Source organism: Paenibacillus sp. FSL E2-0177 (assembly GCF_037992975.1).
GTDB lineage: Bacteria > Bacillota > Bacilli > Paenibacillales > Paenibacillaceae > Paenibacillus_AQ > Paenibacillus_AQ odorifer.
The window spans coordinates 6,780,205-6,800,832 of the sequence record NZ_CP150307.1 but is presented as its reverse complement, the minus strand read 5'-3'; the positions used below and the strand labels follow the sequence as shown (position 1 = coordinate 6,800,832).

22 protein-coding genes are annotated in these 20,628 nt (G+C 42.3%); 15 read left to right on the top strand and 7 right to left on the bottom strand.

The features are described from left to right. Positions 1-22: 22 nt before the first annotated feature. On the top strand, positions 23-904 hold the full coding sequence (locus MHI25_RS30265; RefSeq protein WP_076124209.1) for an SMI1/KNR4 family protein: 882 nt from the start codon (positions 23-25) through the stop codon (positions 902-904). A gap of 447 nt (positions 905-1,351) precedes the next feature. Here MHI25_RS30265 and MHI25_RS30260 read toward each other — a convergent pair whose 3' ends face one another. Further along, positions 1,352-1,789, bottom strand: a complete 438-nt coding sequence (locus MHI25_RS30260; RefSeq protein ID WP_076124207.1) for a MarR family transcriptional regulator — start codon at positions 1,787-1,789, stop codon at positions 1,352-1,354. Between the two features lie 121 nt (positions 1,790-1,910). Between MHI25_RS30260 and MHI25_RS30255 the strand changes: the two genes are divergently transcribed. Then, positions 1,911-2,498, top strand: coding sequence for an NAD(P)H-dependent oxidoreductase (locus MHI25_RS30255; RefSeq protein WP_036682318.1), 588 nt, complete (start codon positions 1,911-1,913; stop codon positions 2,496-2,498). Here the strand turns inward: MHI25_RS30255 and MHI25_RS30250 are convergent. After that, positions 2,457-2,798 carry a hypothetical protein gene (locus MHI25_RS30250; protein ID WP_339170520.1) on the bottom strand — a complete coding sequence of 114 codons (342 nt, stop codon included), beginning with the start codon at positions 2,796-2,798 and terminating at the stop codon, positions 2,457-2,459. The two genes, MHI25_RS30255 and MHI25_RS30250, sit on opposite strands and share 42 nt — an antisense overlap. A 230-nt stretch (positions 2,799-3,028) precedes the next feature. Between MHI25_RS30250 and MHI25_RS30245 the strand changes: the two genes are divergently transcribed. Then, a complete protein-coding gene (locus tag MHI25_RS30245; protein ID WP_340394749.1) occupies positions 3,029-4,441 on the top strand; it encodes an alanine/glycine:cation symporter family protein in 1,413 nt (470 codons plus the stop codon). Between the two features lie 67 nt (positions 4,442-4,508). Here MHI25_RS30245 and MHI25_RS30240 read toward each other — a convergent pair whose 3' ends face one another. Next, entirely contained in the window at positions 4,509-4,907 is a 399-nt protein-coding gene (locus MHI25_RS30240) for a hypothetical protein (RefSeq protein ID WP_340011631.1), read from the bottom strand. 211 nt (positions 4,908-5,118) lie between these two features. Here MHI25_RS30240 and MHI25_RS30235 point away from each other — a divergent pair, with 211 nt between their 5' ends. The 3 genes from MHI25_RS30235 (at position 5,119) to MHI25_RS30225 (ending at position 7,672) form a co-directional block, all read left to right on the top strand. Then, complete coding sequence (locus MHI25_RS30235; RefSeq protein WP_076301519.1) at positions 5,119-5,685, top strand: TetR/AcrR family transcriptional regulator; 567 nt, start codon at positions 5,119-5,121, stop codon at positions 5,683-5,685. Further along, on the top strand, positions 5,682-6,218 hold the full coding sequence (locus tag MHI25_RS30230; protein WP_036682312.1) for a DUF2798 domain-containing protein: 537 nt from the start codon (positions 5,682-5,684) through the stop codon (positions 6,216-6,218). The genes MHI25_RS30235 and MHI25_RS30230 overlap by 4 nt, the downstream gene beginning before the upstream one ends. Before the next feature lie 272 nt (positions 6,219-6,490). After that, positions 6,491-7,672 carry a multidrug effflux MFS transporter gene (locus MHI25_RS30225; protein ID WP_076301518.1) on the top strand — a complete coding sequence of 394 codons (1,182 nt, stop codon included), beginning with the start codon at positions 6,491-6,493 and terminating at the stop codon, positions 7,670-7,672. Between the two features lie 100 nt (positions 7,673-7,772). On the opposite strand, the gene MHI25_RS30220 is transcribed toward MHI25_RS30225, so the two are convergent. From MHI25_RS30220 to MHI25_RS30210, 3 genes are all read right to left on the bottom strand, one after another. After that, positions 7,773-8,663 carry a diacylglycerol kinase family protein gene (locus tag MHI25_RS30220; RefSeq protein ID WP_340394748.1) on the bottom strand — a complete coding sequence of 297 codons (891 nt, stop codon included), beginning with the start codon at positions 8,661-8,663 and terminating at the stop codon, positions 7,773-7,775. A 135-nt stretch (positions 8,664-8,798) separates the two neighbouring features. Beyond that, positions 8,799-9,782 carry a GMP reductase gene (gene guaC, locus MHI25_RS30215; RefSeq protein WP_036682307.1) on the bottom strand — a complete coding sequence of 328 codons (984 nt, stop codon included), beginning with the start codon at positions 9,780-9,782 and terminating at the stop codon, positions 8,799-8,801. A 166-nt stretch (positions 9,783-9,948) separates the two neighbouring features. Beyond that, entirely contained in the window at positions 9,949-10,557 is a 609-nt protein-coding gene (locus MHI25_RS30210; protein ID WP_076124191.1) for a LysE/ArgO family amino acid transporter, read from the bottom strand. Between the two features lie 255 nt (positions 10,558-10,812). Here MHI25_RS30210 and MHI25_RS30205 point away from each other — a divergent pair, with 255 nt between their 5' ends. The 7 genes from MHI25_RS30205 (at position 10,813) to MHI25_RS30175 (ending at position 18,227) form a co-directional block, all read left to right on the top strand. Further along, the gene (locus MHI25_RS30205) at positions 10,813-11,949 is read left to right on the top strand and encodes a hypothetical protein (protein ID WP_340394747.1); all 1,137 of its coding nucleotides are present in this window, start codon (positions 10,813-10,815) and stop codon (positions 11,947-11,949) included. Positions 11,950-12,164: 215 nt separating this feature from the next. Continuing rightward, positions 12,165-13,955 (top strand): hybrid sensor histidine kinase/response regulator transcription factor, encoded by a 1,791-nt coding sequence (locus tag MHI25_RS30200; RefSeq protein WP_076191568.1) that lies wholly within the window; start codon positions 12,165-12,167, stop codon positions 13,953-13,955. Positions 13,956-14,137: 182 nt separating this feature from the next. Beyond that, positions 14,138-14,734, top strand: a complete 597-nt coding sequence (locus tag MHI25_RS30195) for a sensor domain-containing protein (RefSeq protein WP_076124185.1) — start codon at positions 14,138-14,140, stop codon at positions 14,732-14,734. A gap of 74 nt (positions 14,735-14,808) precedes the next feature. Next, on the top strand, positions 14,809-15,363 hold the full coding sequence (locus MHI25_RS30190; protein WP_340394746.1) for a polysaccharide deacetylase: 555 nt from the start codon (positions 14,809-14,811) through the stop codon (positions 15,361-15,363). Beyond that, positions 15,363-16,127, top strand: coding sequence for a polysaccharide deacetylase family protein (locus MHI25_RS30185; protein WP_076132805.1), 765 nt, complete (start codon positions 15,363-15,365; stop codon positions 16,125-16,127). The genes MHI25_RS30190 and MHI25_RS30185 overlap by 1 nt, the downstream gene beginning before the upstream one ends. Before the next feature lie 104 nt (positions 16,128-16,231). Further along, the gene (locus MHI25_RS30180; protein WP_340394745.1) at positions 16,232-17,470 is read left to right on the top strand and encodes an amidohydrolase; all 1,239 of its coding nucleotides are present in this window, start codon (positions 16,232-16,234) and stop codon (positions 17,468-17,470) included. Between the two features lie 73 nt (positions 17,471-17,543). Beyond that, entirely contained in the window at positions 17,544-18,227 is a 684-nt protein-coding gene (locus MHI25_RS30175) for a uracil-DNA glycosylase family protein (RefSeq protein WP_280753210.1), read from the top strand. A 22-nt stretch (positions 18,228-18,249) separates the two neighbouring features. Here the strand turns inward: MHI25_RS30175 and MHI25_RS30170 are convergent, their stop codons facing one another. After that, positions 18,250-19,164 (bottom strand): phosphatidate cytidylyltransferase, encoded by a 915-nt coding sequence (locus MHI25_RS30170; protein ID WP_076132799.1) that lies wholly within the window; start codon positions 19,162-19,164, stop codon positions 18,250-18,252. 95 nt (positions 19,165-19,259) lie between these two features. On the opposite strand from MHI25_RS30170, the gene MHI25_RS30165 reads away from it, so the two are divergent. Together MHI25_RS30165 and MHI25_RS30160 are read left to right on the top strand one after the other, a co-directional pair. Further along, on the top strand, positions 19,260-19,820 hold the full coding sequence (locus tag MHI25_RS30165; protein WP_076124175.1) for a hypothetical protein: 561 nt from the start codon (positions 19,260-19,262) through the stop codon (positions 19,818-19,820). Next, positions 19,817-20,572, top strand: a complete 756-nt coding sequence (locus MHI25_RS30160; protein ID WP_280753209.1) for a class I SAM-dependent methyltransferase — start codon at positions 19,817-19,819, stop codon at positions 20,570-20,572. Before MHI25_RS30165 ends, MHI25_RS30160 begins: the two co-directional genes overlap by 4 nt. Positions 20,573-20,628: the final 56 nt, after the last annotated feature.

The following is a 20,628-nucleotide window of genomic DNA, read 5'->3' as shown; positions in this document are numbered from 1 at the left end:
TCGTTAATAGGAGGTATTAATGATGAGTGATGAGTTATTGGCAAAATTGGATGAATGGCATGAGGAAGATGAATTTCAAGAAATCGTGGATGCAATCACGGAAATTCCTGAAGAGGAAAGAGATTATGTTCTAACTAGTCATTTGGGCAGGGCGCTTAATAATCTCGGGCAATATGAAGAGGCTTTAGAGCAGTATTTGAGCATTGAAGATGAGGGTGAAGGTGACCCGCTATGGCATTACCGTATCGGGGTTTCTTATTATTATCTGAAAAGATATGACGAAGCTTTAAAAGCGTTTACGATTGCCGATCAGCTGGAACCTGATGATGAAGACACATTGGAGTTTCTGGGCTGGATCAAACGTAAATTGGCTAAAAAAGCTGCGAAAAAGCCTGTAAACAAACCTGCTAAGAAGCCTGTAATAGCGTTGGATACCACTAATTTCTGGGATGACAGCGAGTATGCGTTCTCAGAATATATCTCTGATCCGCCTTCAGATGCATTGATTACTTCAGTACAAGAAGAGCTGGTCTTTAAGCTGCCTGCTTCCTACGTGGATATGATGAAGTTACATAATGGGGGAATTCCTCATAACAATCGTTATCCGATTCCGGGAACAGGAGAATTTATTACGATTTCTGGTATCCTCGGAATTGGACGAGATAAGAATAAGTCGCTGTGTGGAGCTTCAGGCAGCCGGACTGTGATTGAAAATGGACGTTATCCTGAAGTTGGCGTGGTGATTTGTGATTGTCCTTCTGAGAATGAAGTGGTGATGCTGGATTACCGTGAATTCGGGAATGATGGCGAACCTGAGGTTATTCATGTAGATCGGGATAACAAATACAAAATCACACGTTTGGCTGACAATTTTGAGACCTTTATCAGCGGACTGGTGAAATAGTCTATTTCGCTGGCTAAGAATACTTATAACCAAATCAAGGCATTCCTTAAGAGGAGTGCCTATTTCTATTAGGGGATTATTAGGGAAGCGTCTTTCGGACTCAGCTGACCTTAAATGTAGCTTTTTCGCATATTTGGAATGCCAACGGACCGCATAGCAGCTATTGGCATAAAAAACACCCAATATGAACTCGATTCATAGGAATAGCGTCGCTGGAGTCCGAAACTACGCACAAAAGGCTAAAAACATGCCAATAACGTCATCTGGGTCCGAAAGCCTCAGTGGACGAGTGCGATTTGGCGATTTAGCTGAAGGTGAGGCTGATTCGATTTCGTTAGGCTTTAACTAGCCAATAATCGGTCTTGAGTCAGCTAATCATCGACCCAAAACCAGAGCAGCGGTGCTCCCATTAATGGGGAACCGCTGCTCTGCTGTCTTTTTCTCGGATCATTGCTGGGTGTTAAACACCTTAGATTGCAGGATATCGAGGGCATGGTTAATCTCGGCTAATTCCTCTGGGGGAACCTCTTTAATCCGGTTCAGAAAACGTTCACCGATCCGTTCAAAAGCTTCGTTCATCATCGCTTGTCCAGCATCAGACAGCCGAATCATTTGCTTACGCCGGTCCTCGGCGACATCAAGCTTCTCACACAGGTTTTTTTCTGTTAATTTCTTGAGCTCACGGCTGGTATTCGGCATAGAGATATTCTTACAATCGCTGATTTGGCTGAGGGTAACAGGCTGGCTAACCGCAATATATTCCAGAATACTATATTGAACGGGCGTAATGCCTTCCGGTCTAACATCTTTGGTAAAGTCAAATGTTACTTCATGGACTGCTGTCGTAAAGGTAACAATTTTCTGAAAAAACGCTTGTTTGTCCATAAGGATCACCTCTTATTGTAAACCTTAACAAAATAATTATCATAATACAATTATCATTTGACAACTAAATAACGGTTGTGATACCATTTTGTTATCAAATGATAATTAAAGAGGTGGAGCAATGAACGTTTTAGTCATCTATACACATCCGAATCATAAAAGTTTAAGTTATGCTTTTTTCAATAAAGTCATTCAGGGAAGTAATGAGAATCAAAAGATCACGAAGATAGAGGTCCTTGATCTTTACGAAGAGCAATTTGATCCTGTGCTGGTCTTTAATGAAAATAAACGTAGAAGAGACATGCATATCGATCCCAAGCTAGAGAAGTATCGGGAGCAGATTCGTCAGGCCGATAAAATTGTGTTTGTGTATCCAATCTGGTGGGGACGTCCTCCCGCGATGTTGCTCGGTTATATTGACCAAATGTTTGCTTCTAATTTCGCTTACAGAGAAAAGGGTGGTCTCATCCCCGAAGGGCTGCTGAAAGGAAAGTCTGTGGTTTGCATTTCCAGCATGAAGGGGCCGACCCTTTATCCTTTATATTGGCTGAATAATTCCCATAAAGTGCTGATGAGAAAAGCACTATTTCAATATTGTGGCATCAAGAAAGTGAAGTTTTTCGAATTTGGGAATATGGAGAGTCCAAAAGGGAAACATGATAAGAAGTTAAATCAGGTGTACCAATATTTTAAAGCTGTGGCTAATTAATACCTCGAAAATATCTGCTCTATGATTATTCGAGATAACCCCGGAAATGGATGTCTCAAGCGATCCCATAGTTGGATGGTCCAAAACAACGGTGGGATCCTTATCTTTTTGACTAGCCAGAACGATTTTATTTTTGCTGGCTAGCTCATGATAGAGGACAGCCATTTCTTCAATATCTTTTGCGGCTAATAAGGGCACTAGTTGTGCTGCTGATGTTATAGCTTCGTTCCTCGTTCGTCCTGAAATCAAATCAAACCAAATGTTCTCCACGATATAAATACGCGCATACATTGTAGTCATACATTTCTTCCACCGGATGCTTTTTCATTTTTTTATAATACCTAGATTATTCTAAAGCAGCTTGTGAGCTCAGATGAAGATGGAGAAATAGCTCTCACACCGGTGTAAGGTATGGTGTTGCTGGCTAATTTTTTTTGTTGGCTTTTGAAATAAGGGCTGTTATATTTGAAAATACTATGTAACTAAAGGTTCAGCAACTGGGTATCGACACAATGGAGAGGCGGATTTACATGCAACAGATGTTAGATAGTATGATTAGCGCAACAAATGACTTTCTTTGGTCGAAAATTTTGGTAGTTCTGCTTATTGTTTGTGGAATTTATTTCACCATTCGATCGAAGTTTGTTCAGTTTAGCATGTTTAAAGAAATGTTTAGGGTTCTTAAAGAGTCCAATGAAAGGTCAAAAGATTCCATTTCGTCGTTTCAGGCTTTCTGTATCAGTATGGCAGCAAGGGTTGGGACAGGGAATATTACAGGGATCGCAATTGCTATCGCAATAGGTGGACCAGGGGCTGTTTTTTGGATGTGGGTCATAGCTATTATTGGATCAGCGTCCGGATTTATTGAAAGTACTCTGGCACAGGTGTATAAAGTGAAGGACAAGACTGGATTTCGTGGGGGTCCCGCCTATTATATGGAGCAAGGCCTGAAAAAACGCTGGATGGGCGCGGTATTTGCGGTTTTGATCACGTTATCCTTTGGTCTTGTATTTAATGCAGTTCAATCCAATACGATTACAGTGGCCTTTGAGAATTCATTTGGCACTAATCGGGTGATTCTTGGACTTCTAGTCGCTGCTGCTTTTGCGGCTGTTATCTTTGGTGGGGTTAAACGTATTGCTAGAATGTCCGAGTATATTGTAGTGGTTATGGCAGGGATCTATATTGGGGCTGCTGTTATTATTATGTTAATTAATATTACGGAAATACCAGCGATTCTGGCGCTTATTGTGAAAAGTGCTTTCGGATTTGAACAAATCGCGGGGGGATCTTTTGGGGCAGTTATTCTGCAAGGGGTGAAACGGGGACTATTCTCCAATGAAGCGGGAATGGGTAGTGCTCCGAATGCTGCGGCAACTGCAACAACTAGTCATCCGGTGAAACAAGGGCTGATGCAAGCGCTGGGTGTACTTACAGACACGTTACTTATTTGTTCGAGTACTGCTTTTATTATCTTGTTATCCGATGCGTATAAACAGCCAGGGCTGGATGGAATTAAGCTGACACAAGCGGCATTAAGCGAACATATTGGTTCGTGGGCTTCTGGATCCCTAGCGATCATGATTTTGTTGTTTGCTTTCAGTACGTTAATCGGAAATTATTATTATGGTGAGACCAATATAGAATTTTTGAACTCCAATAAAAAAGTATTACTATTCTATAGATACAGCGTCTTGGCGATGATTATTTTTGGCTCCGTAGCTAAGGTTCAATTGGTATGGGACTTGGCTGATTTATTTATGGGCTTCATGGTCATCGTGAATTTGATCGCTATCCTTTTGTTATCTAAAGTGGCCTTTGCAACCCTGCAGGATTATAAGCGCCAGAAGCGCGCAGGGAAGGACCCTGTCTTTTATAAAGATAGCATAGAGGGTCTGGAAAACGTGGAGTGTTGGGACAATTCTTCAGATATAAAAACATAGTAGGGTAAGTATTTGCGGGCTCAGGAAACTGAGCCCTTTTTGCTGTAGGCACTTAAATGTCTATGCATTATTTGTTGAGAATTTCTTCTATGATTTGTTTTGACTCTGTTTTAAACTGCTCAATATTTTCGCTTATAAGCAGCACTTTTTTATTGTCCAATAGGATATATGAAGGGTAAGTGTTGATCTTCAAATCCTCTTTTAAGCGGCCCCCCTCTTTCGAATCTTTTTTGATAACACCTGCTTTGCTGATAGAAGTCATATTTTCCTTGTAAATATCCTCAAGCTCTTTAGTTTGCTCAAAAAAACGATCGTTCTCCGATAAAATTAGGATTGAAAAAGATTTATTTTCTTGAGTAAGGTATGGCGTCAAAAAGTCATCTTTTTTCTGATTACCATTACAAGCTGCGATAAAGATTAAAGTAATCAAGCTTATCAGCATAATTACTAAGGCGTTTTTTTTCATATATACACCCTATTCTTTTTTATTCATAACGACAATTATGTTTTGAACTCCACATTAACTTCTAGACTTACTAGATCATATCCTGTTTTCAGTTATAAATGAAAATAATGAAATATTTTTTGAAAAAAAGCAAAAAAGACTTACATTAATCATTTTTATATTGTTATAATAACAAACAGACCGGTTGGTATGTTAGGGGGAGTACGTTATTGTGGATACAAAATCGCTAATGATTGAGACGGCGACACTTCTTTTTCAGCAAAAAGGATATAAAAATGTAGGCGTGAATGAAATTTTAAAAGCCTGTAATGTGACCAAAGGAGCGCTTTATCATCATTTTCCAAATGGAAAAGAAGAACTATTAATTGCTTGTTTAAAGGGCTTAAATGAAGCAATTACGATAGATATTGAGGATATTTTTAAAAAGCATCCATCGACGTTAGAAGCTATACAATCCATGATCGACAAGTTGATTCACAACTTAGAAACCGAGGGCACGATTACCGGATATACCTTTAGCAGTATTGTCAGTGAAATGGCTACGGTGAGTGAACCTGTTCGCCAGGCATGTAGCTTGCTCTATGAGAACATGGAACGAATTTACTGCGATAAGCTTGTAACTGAAGGTTATTCGCAGGAATCAGCCTCCGAGATGGCATTGTGGATGACGGCTTCGATCGAAGGCGCGATGATGTTGTGCCTAACGCAAAAATCCACAACTCCCTTAAAAACTATCGCCAAACTATTACCGACAATTTTGAAAGGAAGTACATCATGAATCAAGAAGCAAGATTACCAAGAAACGGCAAGGAGGGGGCATTATATGGTGCAATCATTTGTACACTGACGGTACTGTTTATGTCCTCAATAAATATCATTTTAGGGGTTGGAGAATTTAATGGTGAGGTTGCCTTAACGATTCTTAAAGTGTTTCCGATCATTTGGGTAATTGTCATGATTATTGAGCCTGTTGTTATTGGCCGTATTGCCGAAAAGCTGACAGCTACATTCACACAACCAACAGATAGCTTCAACGCCAAAATCCTATTCCGTATCTTGTTCACCGTACTAGGAATGTCATTTTGTATGACGTTTATTGGAGACATTATCGGAAATGGGTTGAGTTCTCAAACGTTTAATCACTTCTTAGCCAATTGGCCAAGAAATTTCCTGATTGCACTGTTCGCTGAAAGTATATTGATACAGCCGTTTGCAAGATTTGTGATGGTAAAGCTACATGCTTCTCAGGACAAAAAGAAATCCAGCGCTGTTGGCGTAACTATACATGGATTATCAGAACAAAATTCCTAACCTAAATAAGCTCTCAGGCGAAGCGATTCGTTTGAGAGCTTTTCTATTACCGTGTATAATGATGTTTTGGTTGAATAATTGAAACTCAAATCTTTGCCCGATATCTTTCGGGTAAGCCCTCCTATAAAACCATGAAAGCATAACAATGAAAGGTGATTTTCTAACATGATGATCTATAGTCGTCTTGCTATAATGATGCCCCCATTTCCCTAGCTAGGCTCATATTCTTGTAGTTGTTCGAGGATATAAGCTTGTAGGAGGGCGAAAATAAGATGAAAAAATATGCAGCACCATCGTTACTTTTAATGATTGTTCTTGTGGCTTTTCCGCAAATTAGTGAGACGATTTACACCCCATCGTTACCGGATATCGCAGTAGCACTTGGGGCCACCAATAGTTCTGTACAGTTAACGTTAAGTATATATTTTATTGGATTTGCTTTAGGAGTTTTTAGCTGGGGTTGGTTGTCTGACTTCATCGGGCGGAGATCTGCCATGCTGGCTGGACTTCTTGTATACGGTATGGGAAGCTTGATGTGTTTTTACTCAGAATCCATTCATCTGCTGTTAGTCAGTCGGTTTATACAAGCGTTTGGAGCAGCAACAGGTTCGATTATTACCCAAACCATTCTTCGTGAGAGTGTCTCCGGGAATAAACGGCATGTTATGTTTGCCCAAATCTCGGCGGTCATTGCTTTTACTCCCGCAGTAGGTCCGTTAATTGGCGGATGGGTGGATCAAGCTTTTGGTTTTCGAGCGGTTTTCTTTACATTAGTAATGATGAGTGTGTTGTTATTTATGTATGCTTTTTGGAAGCTGCCAGAAACCACTGATGTTTCCATGAGAAAAAAGGTGGCTATTCTGCCTATAGTCAAAAAAATGCTCGCATTGCCACGTGTATTGGTGTTTGGGTTACTAATTGGAGGCATTAACGGAATCTTGTTCAGCTATTATGCTGAAGCTCCTTTTATATTTATTGAACACTTTCAGATTTCGCCAGGAGTCTATGGTTTTCTCGGCATTATTGTGGCTTTGGCGTCGATTGTAGGCGCAATGATCTCCAAAAGATTATTAACCCTCTATGCCCCAGAAAAAATAATCCATATCGGCTGTCTAGTAATGGCGAGCGGAGCCTTGCTATTAACAATCGCAAGCAGTCTTGACTCGCTGCCGGATATGATAGTGATCGTATGTATTCTAATAACACTGTTTGTCCTATTAATGGGTGCAGGGATTGCTTTACCTAATTGTCTAAGTCTTGCTCTTGTTCAATTTCAGGATGTTGTAGGAACAGCAGGTGCGATATTCAGCTTGGGCTATTATTTGCTTGTTAGCTTGGCGACGTGGGGAATGAGCGCTCTCCATAATGGTTCATTACTGACGATGCCTATTTATTTCTTAGGGATTAGCGGCGGAATGTGGTTATTAGGCAAAAAATTTATTGTAGTGGAATAGAAATAACTTCTTAGTCATTTGATTAGTAAGATATGGATCGGGGCGTCCATAAATTAAGGGCAGTCTGGAACTTTTTGAGTTCCGGACTGCTTTTTGTTTGTTAGTCCACTTCTGGCACAATGACTTGGATATGACGAGGGAGAACACTTAGCGTAATAGGCAAAGTTGGACCTTCTTCGCCATCTACATTGGTTCTTACGGTTTCTGGAGAGCTTACACTTACATTGTGGGCTGTGAAATAGACAACGTCTTTATGATCCTTAAGGGTACCCAGCAGTAAAGATATACTGGCTGTAATGGTATTGAATATACTGAGGTCCAAAATAATAAAACAATGAAGCAGACCGTCGTCAACCGCAGCATCCGGTATTAGATTCTCGAACCCGCCGACTGAGTTGGTTAATACGGCGAGAAAGAGTAAGGAGTCTCCTTGCCATATTTGTTCATCATGGTGAATGACAAGGGGGTGGGCTGTAGGGCTTGTAAGTTGTTTAAGACCTTCTTTCAAGTATGCCAATGAGCCGAGTTTGGTTTTATCTTCGGAGGATACAGAGGATAATGCTCCGGCAATTGAACCTACAGCAACCACGTTGCCGAATAGGCGGTCATTTAAGCGACCGATATCTACTGTTTTTAAATTTGAGGAGGCAAGGGTTTGAATGGCTATTTCGGGATTCAGTGGAATTTGTAATGCACGGGCGAAATCATTAGCCGTTCCTAAAGGAACCACACCTAACTTTGGGTGGTGTTCCTGATCGATAAGACCATTAATGGTCTCGTGAAGCGTGCCATCCCCGCCGATGGAGATCACCAGATCATAACCTTCCTCACAAGCAGTGATGGAATAACGAGTGGCGTCTAGTTCTTTTGCCGTCTCCTTGATCGTAACGGAGTAGTCTTTATCACTTAGAACTCTTGTTGCATATCTGACATATTGGCTGGCTTCCTCTTTGCCGGATGAGGGGTTAATAATAATCATAGCTTGCCGCATAAGGATAATCCTCTCTATTGTGATCTAGTAGAAGTTTATTCTTACCATTACCCCAAAGTAGGCCAGTGGAACTCGTTCCCATAAAAAAAGGTGAGCAAGATTGACCTAAGTCATCCTGCCCACCTGTGTATTCAATTAATAGACTTTATCTCCATTAAAAATGGAGTTCTTAACGATAACGTAATCCACATTACGGATAGCCTCTAATTTATTGCCACCTGCATAAGAGATGGAGGATTGAAGATCCTGCTCCATTTCTCTTAGGGTTTCTGCTAAAGCCCCTTTATGCTCAACCGCAATTTTTTTACCTTCGACGTTCTTCTTTTCACCTTTTTGGTATTCTGAAGCGGAGCCAAAGTATTCTTTATAGAGCTTCCCAGCGATTTCAATGGTTTCACCCGGAGATTCTTCATGACCGGCAAATAGTGAACCAATCATGACCATAGAAGCGCCAAATCGTACGGATTTAGCAATATCACCGTGTGTGCGAATGCCACCATCGGCAATAATTGGCTTGCTTGCAGCCTTGGCACACAAGCGTAGTGCAGCTAACTGCCAGCCGCCTGTACCGAATCCAGTTTTGATCTTAGTGATACATACTTTCCCTGGTCCAATCCCAACTTTAGTAGCATCAGCTCCAGCGTTTTCTAATTCTCTAACGCCTTCAGGTGTTCCTACATTTCCTGCAATAACAAAACTAGCAGGCAGGTATTGTTTAATATGTTTGATCATCCGAATAACTGCTTCGGAATGGCCGTGTGCAATATCAATTGTAATGAATTCCGGAACCAGCTGTTCTTTGGATAATTGTTCGACGAAATCATACTCTTCTTCTTTAACTCCGACGCTGATGGATGCGATTAATTCACGGGAGTGCATGTCTTTGATGAAAGACGTACGTTTCTCCGGTTCAAAACGATGCATAATGTAGAAATAGCCATTTTGCGCCAAGGAGATAGCGATCTTCTCATCAATGATGGTTTGCATGTTGGCAGGTACCACCGGCAATCTAAATTTATGCCCACCGAGGGTGACTGATGTATCACACTCCGAACGGCTGTTTACGATACATTTTGCAGGAATTAATTGAATATCTTCATAATCGAATACTTCTTTCATAATTTACACCTCTAAATGCGAACATTATAGTATTTTGGTTTGTTAATTGTTCGTCCAAATTGTAATGTACCTCATTCTGCGCCGTAAGTCAAAATTCTAGTACATTATGGTGTAAATTGGACATAATTATACGGCAAATTGGTGTACAGCATTCTTTTTCCTCCACTTAAAAAAGCTTGAAGGCAATATAAGCAGCAACGATCCAAATAATGATCGCGGAGATCTTATTAATAATCCGCATGATTTTGCCACTTGAGTCGATTTGTCCTACGGTTTTTCCGGCTACAGCCAGCCCAAAGAACCAAATCCATGACACTAGGATAGTCGCGCCAGCAAATACAACTTTGTCTACGCCTGTGTAACTAAGCGAGCTAGTGCCAATAACGCCGATAGTATCCAAGATCGCATGAGGATTTAATAAAGAAACGGACAGCGCGAACAGGATTTGTTTTTTAGAGGATAGAGGGGTTGCGTCTTGCGCTGACGATGTAGGTGTACTTTTCCAGATAGACCATCCCATATACAAAAGAAATAAAAGTCCTACAGCAAATAAAGCGGTCTGCAGAACGGGGATGGCAAACACAAGGACTGAAACACCTAATACGGCTAATAGAATAAGCAGGGTATCGCATAAAGCGGCTGTAACAATAACGGGAATGGCTTTTTTAAAATGTGGCTGCGAGGCCCCTTGGTTAAATACAAAGACATTTTGTGCGCCAAGTGGAAGAATTAATCCAAAGGCCAGTGCAATGCCATGAAGTAGTGCGGCTAACATAGTTTATTATTCCTCCGATAGTGTTCATACTTTATAGAATTGGCTGTCCTATTGGTTCAATTGGTTTACTACAATTTTATGGACAAATAATATGTACTATCATACAGTCTGTGTCTTGATTTAAAAAGCTGCTTAATATAATCTTGTTGTCCCTTAGAAAAGGTAGTAAAGTAACAGAATACATACTATATATGGAAAGAAAGGTTGATATTTTTGAAAAAAGGAATATTTACAGGGTTGGTTGCTCTCTTGTTGATGACTACAAGTACGGTGACCTCTGGCACTGTAGAAGCTGCAGCAGCAGTAACCAGATTACCGAATGCCCAATGGAGTCAGCTGAATGTTGTGGGAGAGCTGGAGAGTGTGGAAGGCAATCCTATGGAGGTTACTAAATTAAACACAGTGTATCTACACACCAAAGAAGAGCATGCTACTCAAACTAAGATATGGTTAGTGGATACGCTGAAATCATATGACACACAGACTGGAAAGCTGAAGTGGTCGGTTAATTTTGCAGACCCTGGTACATCGATGTTTCGTGAATCCAAAGAATATTTAGTGTCACCAGATGGAACGGTATACATAACTTTTACAGATAATCTTTCTCCTGACGCAACTCAAATCTACGCGGTGGGAGCTGACGGGAAACGGAAATGGAAGGTGAATTTATCTCAAGCAGAGGGATACTTGTATAGACTTGATAACGGCAATTTAGTCTTTGCATCCCGAGGACAGTTTGATGGTTCCGGTAATTATTCTGGGTCCCTAACCTTAATTAATAAAAATGGAACTAAAATAAAAAACGTAACTTACAAAGGGACGGTAGCAGGGAAAGGGAATCGTATCCTCATTCAAACAAATTACGGAAGTGGGAAAGGCTCGCGAATCCAGGCTCTTGATTCTTCGCTAAATTCAGTATTTACATACCAGTTGCCTGCGGATTCGTATACAGAAGTCGATTACAACGAGGTGCTCACCGATGGAACCGTACTAATTCGGGCTAATCTTCCCAAAACAGGGAACCGACTATTTGGTTTTGACTCTAAAGGTAAATTGCTGTGGGGTAGAGATGTCGCAGGTAATGCTGTCATATCATCCCTGGGAGAGGTATATGGGATTTATGCCAATGGGAAGCTGTCCTTATATAATGTAAAAGGATTGGTTAAGTCAGTAGCCCTACAAGATGAGACGGAATTTTTTGTTTCGTTGTATCAATTACAGGATGGTAATATTGAGCTTAGCTTTCCTGGTTCTGCAACATATATTTTAAATCCTAAAACGCTCGCAGTAGATTATACTTTCAGGCTGAAGGATGATTTTAATTTCAATTATGTGGGGAATAGCGTGGGATATGTAAAGACAGACAAAGGATTTTCAAGAATTAAGTTTTAAGTCTTGGTATTAAAGAATATGATTGATCAAGGATGCCTCCCTAAATGGGTTGGCATCTTTTTTACGTTAATGCTAAGTATACAAGGGTACCTATTCACTAATTACACCATTAGTAAAAATGTCATCTCAACTCATGACTTTTTGTAACTAGTGAGCCCTTAAGGGGTTACACTATAATAAAGATTAAGTCAGCAGAGTATATAGGGGGAAATGCCTTGTTTAATCTGGTCAAACAGTGGTTCTGGTACGATTGGCTCGTCCTCCTGTTTCGGATTTGTTTTTCTACTTCTTTTTTGGTCACCATGTGTTATCTTTCGGAGGATTTTACGATTCCTTTCTGGATCGCGTTTGTTTGGGGCGTGGTCTCTTTTTCTGTGCCTTGGTTTTGTTTGCAGCTGCATTACAAGTATTATCTGATAGCGGAGATCCTTTTTTCGGGTGGGCTTTGTTTATATTTGGCTGCTTTGTTTCCTGAATCGTACGTAACTTTTCTGCCTATCGCTTTTATGATCGCCAGCAATAGTGCACAGAAGTCCTATCGTTGGACAGCTCCGATCACGGTCATTTTGATTCCAATTATGTTATCTAGATTGTCACAACAAATGGATGCTGTATCGATGATTGTTAACATGGGTTTGGTGTATACGCTTGGGTTCGCTTTTCATTTACTGGTGGTGAATCACAAGCAGGGCAGAATTATTAAGGAGCAAAATGCTGTTTTAGAGCAGTACATCTCGCAAGTTGAACGTATGACACTTCTGGAAGAACGAGATCGTTTATCCAAAGATCTGCATGATACGGTGGGGCATTCTTATACTTCAATTATTATGGGGCTAGAGACTTTACGTTCGGAGGTGAATACTTCTGAAGGGGAGCACAAAATAGATGCCTTGTTAAAGTTAACCCGCAATGGCTTGGATGATGTTCGGCGATATTTGCACCATGTGGGCGCTTCGGAGGATTCATTGACGCTAATGCAGTCCCTACAGAAATTAGTGGATGATTTCCAGACCTTCTCCAAGGTTAAGATTCGCTTAAGAACATTCGGAGAGCCGTATACAGTATCTAAGCAGGCCCAAATGACATTATACAGATGTTTGCAGGAGTCGATAACCAACGCTGTACGTCATGGTCAAGCCAGTGAAATTGTCATCAGCTTACATTATGAAGAGAAGCTGATTCGGCTGGATGTGCAGGATAATGGATTAGGCACTGAAGATTTAAAAGCAGGATTTGGTGTGAATGCGATGAAGGAGCGTGCCTCCAACTTGCAAGGACAAGTGTATTTCTACTCTAAGCCAGGGGAAGGGACCTTAGTGACCTGCAGTTTACCAAGGCTTGAAGAGATACAGGAGGAAACGATTCGTTTATTGCTGGTAGATGATCAACCCTATATCCGGGATAGTCTGCGAATTATCCTAGAGCAGGAGCCGGATTTTGTGATCAATGGGTTAGCTGAGAATGGTGAACAAGCGATAAGCTTCTGCGAGCAGGAACAACCTCACGTGGTGCTGATGGACTTAAATATGCCGGGCATGGACGGTGCGGAAGCGACCAAGCTTATTAAGCAAAAGTGGCCAGGGGTACGAGTGTTGATCCTGACTACTTTTCAAGAAGCAGATATGGCAGTCGAAGCACTGCAAAACGGGGCAGATGGCTACTTGTTAAAGTCTACCGAGCCGCAGGAGCTGTTCGAAGGAATACGTCTCGTACATCGGGGCGTAAAGATGATTACACCCGATATTACGAATGTACTAATTGATCACTATGAGATGCATCCAGCTTCAGAGGCGCCACCGACAGAGAAGAGTAATGAATATGGACTGACTCCGCGTGAGCTGGAGATTCTAGAATGCCTCTCGAAGGGAATGCGTTATAAAACTATTGCCGCTAAACTATATCTGTCCGATGGAACGGTGAGGAATTACGCGTCCACCATCTATGCCAAGCTCGGGGTACGAAACCGTGAGGAGGCAGTCGAGAAGGCTTTTGGCATTTCGGATTAATCCTGACCGAAGTATTTGAAATTGATGAGCACCTTATTGTTTGCTTTCCCTTGTGGGAGTAGGCAGTAGGGTGTTTTTTTTGTCATATGACATTATGGCACTGGTCGATTTTACACCAAAAGCACTAGCATAGGAGTTACTTAGAAATGAACAATTTTTATTGCAGAGAGGGAGAGAAAAACATGAATCAAATAATCCGAAAACATGTGAGGAATTTTTGTTTCTTATTAATTACTTTTGCCACAGGGCTATTTTACTTTTGTTTTTATTTGGTGGGCATTACCTTTGGAGTTTCGATGTCCTTCACCTTAGTGGGGATCCCGATCCTTTATTATGTTTTGCGTTCTACCGAGACTTTTTTACAGCATGAGCGAATTCGAACTAAAGTCTATACGGATATCTCGGTTCGCACGCTTCCAACCCGATCTCAAGAAGAAGGCAGCTTGTGGGAAAGGGTTAAGGCAGAGTTTCTGGATGAACATAACTGGAGAGCGATTTTAGGGTTGATGTTGCAGTTTGGAATCGGCATGGTCAGTCTCATTTGTGCCACTCTTTTTTACTTGACCCCTATTATTCTCTTGTTGTCACCTGTCCTGTATTTATTAGATGTGTCCTCTATATCGCTATTTGGGATTGAAAATAAAACATTCAACATCTCACTTTTCTTCATGTTGTTAGGTGCAGTGTCTCTATGGATAGGTGCTTATCTCGGAAACAGTCTGGTAAAGATGATCGGCAGGTATACGCGGCGTTTAGTGAAGGATTTTGCTAGAAGATAAATTTAAACAGGAAAGAAGGAAAAATGATGGTAACCTCAGTTCCATTTATAAAATTATTCTCACAATCCCTTTGGATGATGTGGGAGAACATATTTGCTGTCATCACCAAATTTCGTAGTCAGTCCGTGCGTAGATATGGGATATGTAAGTTGGTAGTGTTGAAATATCACGGAGAAAGTTTGGTCTGCCAAGATGGGCAACGGATACTTCCGGGAGATTGGGTGGGTGAGCTTCATTTGGACAATCGCCAGATTGTGCAGCTGACACGTACGCTTGGCGCAGATCGGGCCGGAATTCGTACGGCACGCATGCTTCGCGAGGCTATGAAGGAGATCAGTCGTGATCTAGACAGCAATCCGGAACTAAGCAAAGTAAACGCGCTAACCGGGATTACACTGCTTCACCGGGGGATTATTCATGGAATAGGGTTTGAGCAGCGTCCTATCAAGTCCAAATGGCAGCGGCACTGGTTCGGGATATACCTTCGTTTTTTACTTCGCATGCTGCATCCGGAAGGGAAACATCGTGTAGAGGACAGCACAGAGAAGTTATCTCCCATGATGCTTGTGCTTAGCAAGCAGTCCTTGAAAGCGCGGTTTGCCCCGCGTAAGACAGAGGCGGCTTCCTAATGTGGGCCTTCATAATTTTAGCAGTGGATGTGATTGTTCTTTATATGATCGTTCCTTTTGCGCTTACCCGAATATTGGGATGGGGGGTTCACTCGGAGGTAGGTGCAGAGAAAGAAATTGCGTTTACGTTCGATGACGGTCCGGATCCTTGTTATACACCTGAACTTCTAGATCTATTAAAAGAGCATGGCATAAAGGCGACCTTCTTCGTATTGGGCAAAAAAGCGCAGAAATATCCGGAACTGATCGAGCGTATGCACAGAGAAGGGCACCAAATCGGCATTCATAATTATACTCATACACCCAACTGGATCCAGTTCCCCTGGACCAATAGACGGAAGCAAGTAGATCGCACAGCAGACATTGTTGAGCGAATTACAGGAGAGCGGCCTATCTTTTACCGCCCACCTTGGGGGCTTCTCAATCTAGGGGATTTCTTTTTGCTAAGAGAATCTTATCGAATCGTATTGTGGTCTGTTATGGTCGGAGATTGGAAAGCGTCACTGAGTGCAGAACAATTAAAGGATGCCTTAATAAAAAAAATAAAACCAGGCTCAATCATTGTTCTACACGACAGCGGAGATACACCGTGGGCAGATGAAGAAGCGCCCTTGAATATGATCACTGGATTAGAAGAAGTCTTAAAAGAAATGGATAAAAAGGGTCTGAAGTGTCTGCGGATGGATGAACTGCTGAACAAGGAAGTTAGTTATAGTAGAGAAGCTAGATCCAGAGTCAAACATAGGGGTCAGATTGATCTGTAGCTATTGAAATTTCTCAATCATTTTTTATATGGCAAGGGCTATGGTAACATTTAGAGTAAAGCGGTCCGTACCTATATAAATTGTTGAGAAAAGGATGGGGTAGCATGTTGAATGCTTCTTATTGGTTAACCAATATAAGATTAGAACAAGGTTATGTTATTGAGGATGGGCAAGTAGCGGGTACGAATACGAAGGTTTGTCATCTCCGCATTGACGGGGATAAGATTTCAGAAGTTGTTGGAGCAGACATCGAGCTTCAGAGCCAGCTCCCGAAATACGACTGTAAAGAGTTGTTGATGCTGCCTTCTTTCGAAGAAGCACATATCCATTTAGATAAAACATATTTCGATGGACCTTGGAGAGCGGTAAAGCCTGCGTCCAGTGTTTTCGATCGGATTGAGGAAGAGAAGGTATTATTGCCTAAGCTGCTGCCCATGGCGAGACAACAAGCAGAGAGCATCCTGACGCTTATTCAGGGGTTTGGTGCCACACATGTGCGCAGCCATTGCAATATTGAGCCTGTCAGCGGCTTGCAACGATTAGAAGCGACTGTACAAGCATTAAATGCATTCGCGGGTAAAATTTCATCTGAAATTGTGGCGTTTCCGCAACATGGCCTGCTGCGCTCGGATTCTGTACAGCTGGTAAAACAGTCTCTGGCAGAGGGAGCAACCTTTGTAGGCGGAGTAGATCCTTATACGGTGGATGGAGATATCGAGAAGTCACTTCAGACGATGGTGGAATTAGCAGTGATGAGTAATGCCGGCATTGATATTCATTTACATGATGGAAAAGAAGCGGGAAAGAAAACACTGACGCGGTTAGCTGATCTGACGGAAGAAGCTGGCTTGCAAGGAAAGGTCACGGTCAGTCATGCGTTCTGGTTCGCAGGAGCTCAGCAGCAAGAGGCAGAAGAGGTAGCTAAACGGATGGCATCACTGGGTATGACTATTGCATCCACAGTGCCTATTGGAAGAATGATGATGCCACTTCCGATGCTGCACAGCCAAGGGGTAAAAGTGAAGCTGGCAACAGATAGCCTTACCGATCACTGGTCCCCTTTTGGAAATGGAGATCAACTGGAGAAGGCAGGGCGTTACGCGGAGTTGTACGGCTGCAATGATGAATTGGCATTATCTCAATCTCTCAGATTTATAACAGGAGGATTAACACCCCTTGATCCAAAAGGCGAGCAGGTATGGCCAAAGGTTGGCGACACTGCTAGCTTTGTGCTGCTGCATGCCAGCTGTTCGGCTGAAGCAGTAGCCCGAAGAGCGCAGCGCCAAGCCGTCTGGTACGAAGGCCGACTGGTGAGTGGTTCGATAACAAATAGAGACCTGTGAGGCAGATGATATGCTCCTCTCTACCTATCTGCAACAGTATAAATCGGCGATCCTCTCACTCCCGAAGGGTACAGTGCTAACTAAACAGGATCTGCAGGTGGATAAGCTTCTAATGGAGCGTAATGGCAAGGTGGAAATGTATTATGCCCCCCATAATGAGTACATTAATCCTTCTGCTAAGGTGATCATTATAGGGTTAACGCCCGGGTTCACACAAATGGGTATAGCGATACAAGAAGCGATCATAGGTCTGGAGGCTGGTTTGTCAGATGAAGAGGTATGTAGGACAGCGAAGGAAGCGGCGAGATTCGCAGGCTCCATGCGGAACACGTTAATTCATATGTTAGATACACTTAAACTGCATCAACACTTGAACCTAACCTCTTGTGAAGAACTATTTCAGCAGCAGCAGACGATCCTGCACACCAGCTCTTTATTACATTTTCCCGTGTTCGTGGATAAGAAAAATTATAGTGGGGCCCAGCCCAAGCTACTTTCAAATTCATTCCTCAGGGCGCAGGCATTATCTTCCTTGCGTGAGGAGCTGAACATACTGAGCCGGGCCTTAATTATTCCCTTAGGAAAAACAGTGGAAAGTATACTTCAACTCCTTGTGTCCGCAGGTGAGCTTGATAAACAACGCTGCTTATGGGGATTTCCCCATCCCTCGGGCGCCAACGGACATCGATATAAGCAGTTCGCCAGCCAGCAAGAACAAATGGTGAAGATACTGCATAATCATTCATGGAAGGGCTGATTCAAGCTCCCCATCAGATGATCTACATGAAGTCGAAAAAATAACGAATGACATGAAAAAAGACCGGTGAAGTGTAGGTTAAGCTATCGATCCGGCTTAAATGGCTTTGCTTCAATGCCACGAATTTATCGCCATCGCCGATTAGCAGATCCCGCTTTAACACGGAAACCGTTAAACTGCCAAAGAAGCCGCTCAAGCTGATCAACATGCCTGACAGTAACCCGAAGATTGGGTTGAGCGGTGTCAGGTAGGGATAGATTAGGTAGGAAACTCCTGTTGTGATGACAAATGCGAAAGCGAAACCCTCCCAAGTCAAATACGGATTGGCGGTGGGAACTATTTTCCGCTTCCCTACATAAAGTGATGCGAGATAGTGGACCACATCATTGAGCTGCGTTAGCACTACTAGAAAAAGCACAAGCCCCGCCCCATACTCCGGTGTAGCAAATTGAAAGTAGGCTAAGTGACTAAGTCCGAATACCATCAGCATAAGCCCCCATTGGGTGGAGCTGACACTACGCATAAAACCAACCGTGCCTTTATTAATCATTCTGGGCAGCGGTAGGAGCAAGAATACATAAACCGGGATGAAGACAATAAACATTCCGTACCACTCGATATAAATCCAGTAGAACTGCAACGGGATGGATAAGTAAGCCCACAGAAATAGCCTGCGGTCGGATTTTCGTGATTTCATCATAGAGAAATACTCTTTCAGTGCAAAGAAGCAGAGCACCATGAGAGACAGCAGAGAGACGACGGGATTAAATAGGGTAGCTAGGCAAAAGATAAAAAGCATTCCCCACCACGTCTTGATACGAAAGCCAATGCCCGTATAATCCTTATTTGGTTGTAGCTTCCCTATAACTACATACATCAAGTGAATGGCCGATAAGGCCGCAAAGATAAGAATTATAGTTAATAAAGAGCGGTCGATAACTGATCACCAACTTGTCCTAGAGTAGATTCCATTAATGGGTTCATATGTTATTATGAAGGAAACGCTCAAACTTGATAAGGGGAAAATTGTAAATGGCAGCAGATCCATCGGTCTTTATATTACTGACGAATACCGGGACGCTTTTTACGAAGCTCATTCAAGGCTATACAAAAGCACCCTATAATCATGCCTCGATCTCCTTTAATCGGGAGCTTTCCGAGCTGTATAGCTTTGGCAGAAAGCATCCGAGCAACCCCCTGAATGGAGGGTTTGTGAAGGAGGATATTAAGACAGGTACGTTCAGCAAATACCCTAATACAACATGTGTCCTATATGAACTTCAAGTTACAGCCCGCGAAGTGGAGAAAATGGAGCGGGTCTTGCAAGTCTTTATCCGAAGCCGTCAAAAGTATCTCTATAATATTCTCGGCGTAATTGGCATTGCCCTGAAGGAGCCTGTCGAATTCAGCAACTCTTATTTTTGTTCGCAATTTGTAGCGGAAATTCTAGAGCGGTCGGGCATTAAGTTATGGGATAAGCTGCCCGCACTCGTTACTCCGGATGATTTTCGCCAAAGTGATCGGCTGCGTTTGGTTTACCAAGGTAAATTAAGTGATTATGAACCTGAGCGCTTAGGAGGAGACGAAGGATGAATAGCAAAGAAATATTTTCTAATCGGGTGGATTCGTATGTAAAATATCGGCCGAGCTATCCTGGAGAAGCCATTGATTATTTGTACAATACTATTGGGCTCCAACCCAATTGTGATATTGCTGATATTGGTGCAGGAACAGGAATATTCTCAGCATTACTTCTGGAGCGCGGGAGTCGTGTGACTGCCGTTGAACCCAATCCGGAAATGCGTAGAGCTGCGGAAGAGAATTTCGCAAAGGATAACCATTTCTCTGTATCGCCGGGGTCTGCTGAACATACAGAATTATCCGATCAGTCCATGGACTTTATCGTATGCGCCCAAGCGTTTCATTGGTTTGATAGGGACGCAACGCAATTGGAATTCAAGCGGATTCTAAAACCGGGTGGAAAAGTTATTCTGATATGGAACTCCCGGCTTACTTACGGTACCCCATTTCTGGAGGAATATGAGCAGCTGCTGCAGACCTTCGGGACGAACTACACTCAAGTTAATCATAAGAACATTACCCCTGAGATCCTTAGTTCCTTTTTCAAGAAAGGACAGATGCAAGTAGCGCATTTTAGCAATCAGCAGGTATTTGATTTGGAGGGATTAAGCGGGCGGCTTCGATCGTCTTCCTACACTCCGGTCCCCGGAGATCCAAGCTATGAGAATATGATGGCTGAGCTGCGGAATATTTTTGAACGAAATAATCAGGGTGGGCAAGTGTTTTTTGATTATAATACCGAAATTTATTGGGGCGAAGTGTAAAGTAAATAAAAAGACTCAAACCTTTGAGATAACAGGGTCTGAGTCTTTTTTACTTG

Excerpts from the sequence above, each read along its gene's own strand:
- MHI25_RS30265 (WP_076124209.1), top strand. The coding sequence starts at position 23 with ATGAGTGATGAGTTATTGGCAAAATTGGATGAATGGCATGAGGAAGAT.
- MHI25_RS30260 (WP_076124207.1), bottom strand. The coding sequence starts at position 1,789 with ATGGACAAACAAGCGTTTTTTCAGAAAATTGTTACCTTTACGACAGCA.
- MHI25_RS30255 (WP_036682318.1), top strand. The coding sequence starts at position 1,911 with ATGAACGTTTTAGTCATCTATACACATCCGAATCATAAAAGTTTAAGT.
- MHI25_RS30250 (WP_339170520.1), bottom strand. The coding sequence starts at position 2,798 with ATGACTACAATGTATGCGCGTATTTATATCGTGGAGAACATTTGGTTT.
- MHI25_RS30245 (WP_340394749.1), top strand. The coding sequence starts at position 3,029 with ATGCAACAGATGTTAGATAGTATGATTAGCGCAACAAATGACTTTCTT.
- MHI25_RS30240 (WP_340011631.1), bottom strand. The coding sequence starts at position 4,907 with ATGAAAAAAAACGCCTTAGTAATTATGCTGATAAGCTTGATTACTTTA.
- MHI25_RS30230 (WP_036682312.1), top strand. The coding sequence starts at position 5,682 with ATGAATCAAGAAGCAAGATTACCAAGAAACGGCAAGGAGGGGGCATTA.
- MHI25_RS30225 (WP_076301518.1), top strand. The coding sequence starts at position 6,491 with ATGAAAAAATATGCAGCACCATCGTTACTTTTAATGATTGTTCTTGTG.
- MHI25_RS30220 (WP_340394748.1), bottom strand. The coding sequence starts at position 8,663 with ATGCGGCAAGCTATGATTATTATTAACCCCTCATCCGGCAAAGAGGAA.
- guaC (WP_036682307.1), bottom strand. The coding sequence starts at position 9,782 with ATGAAAGAAGTATTCGATTATGAAGATATTCAATTAATTCCTGCAAAA.
- MHI25_RS30210 (WP_076124191.1), bottom strand. The coding sequence starts at position 10,557 with ATGTTAGCCGCACTACTTCATGGCATTGCACTGGCCTTTGGATTAATT.
- MHI25_RS30205 (WP_340394747.1), top strand. The coding sequence starts at position 10,813 with ATGACTACAAGTACGGTGACCTCTGGCACTGTAGAAGCTGCAGCAGCA.
- MHI25_RS30195 (WP_076124185.1), top strand. The coding sequence starts at position 14,138 with ATGAATCAAATAATCCGAAAACATGTGAGGAATTTTTGTTTCTTATTA.
- MHI25_RS30190 (WP_340394746.1), top strand. The coding sequence starts at position 14,809 with ATGATGTGGGAGAACATATTTGCTGTCATCACCAAATTTCGTAGTCAG.
- MHI25_RS30185 (WP_076132805.1), top strand. The coding sequence starts at position 15,363 with ATGTGGGCCTTCATAATTTTAGCAGTGGATGTGATTGTTCTTTATATG.
- MHI25_RS30180 (WP_340394745.1), top strand. The coding sequence starts at position 16,232 with ATGTTGAATGCTTCTTATTGGTTAACCAATATAAGATTAGAACAAGGT.
- MHI25_RS30165 (WP_076124175.1), top strand. The coding sequence starts at position 19,260 with ATGGCAGCAGATCCATCGGTCTTTATATTACTGACGAATACCGGGACG.
- MHI25_RS30160 (WP_280753209.1), top strand. The coding sequence starts at position 19,817 with ATGAATAGCAAAGAAATATTTTCTAATCGGGTGGATTCGTATGTAAAA.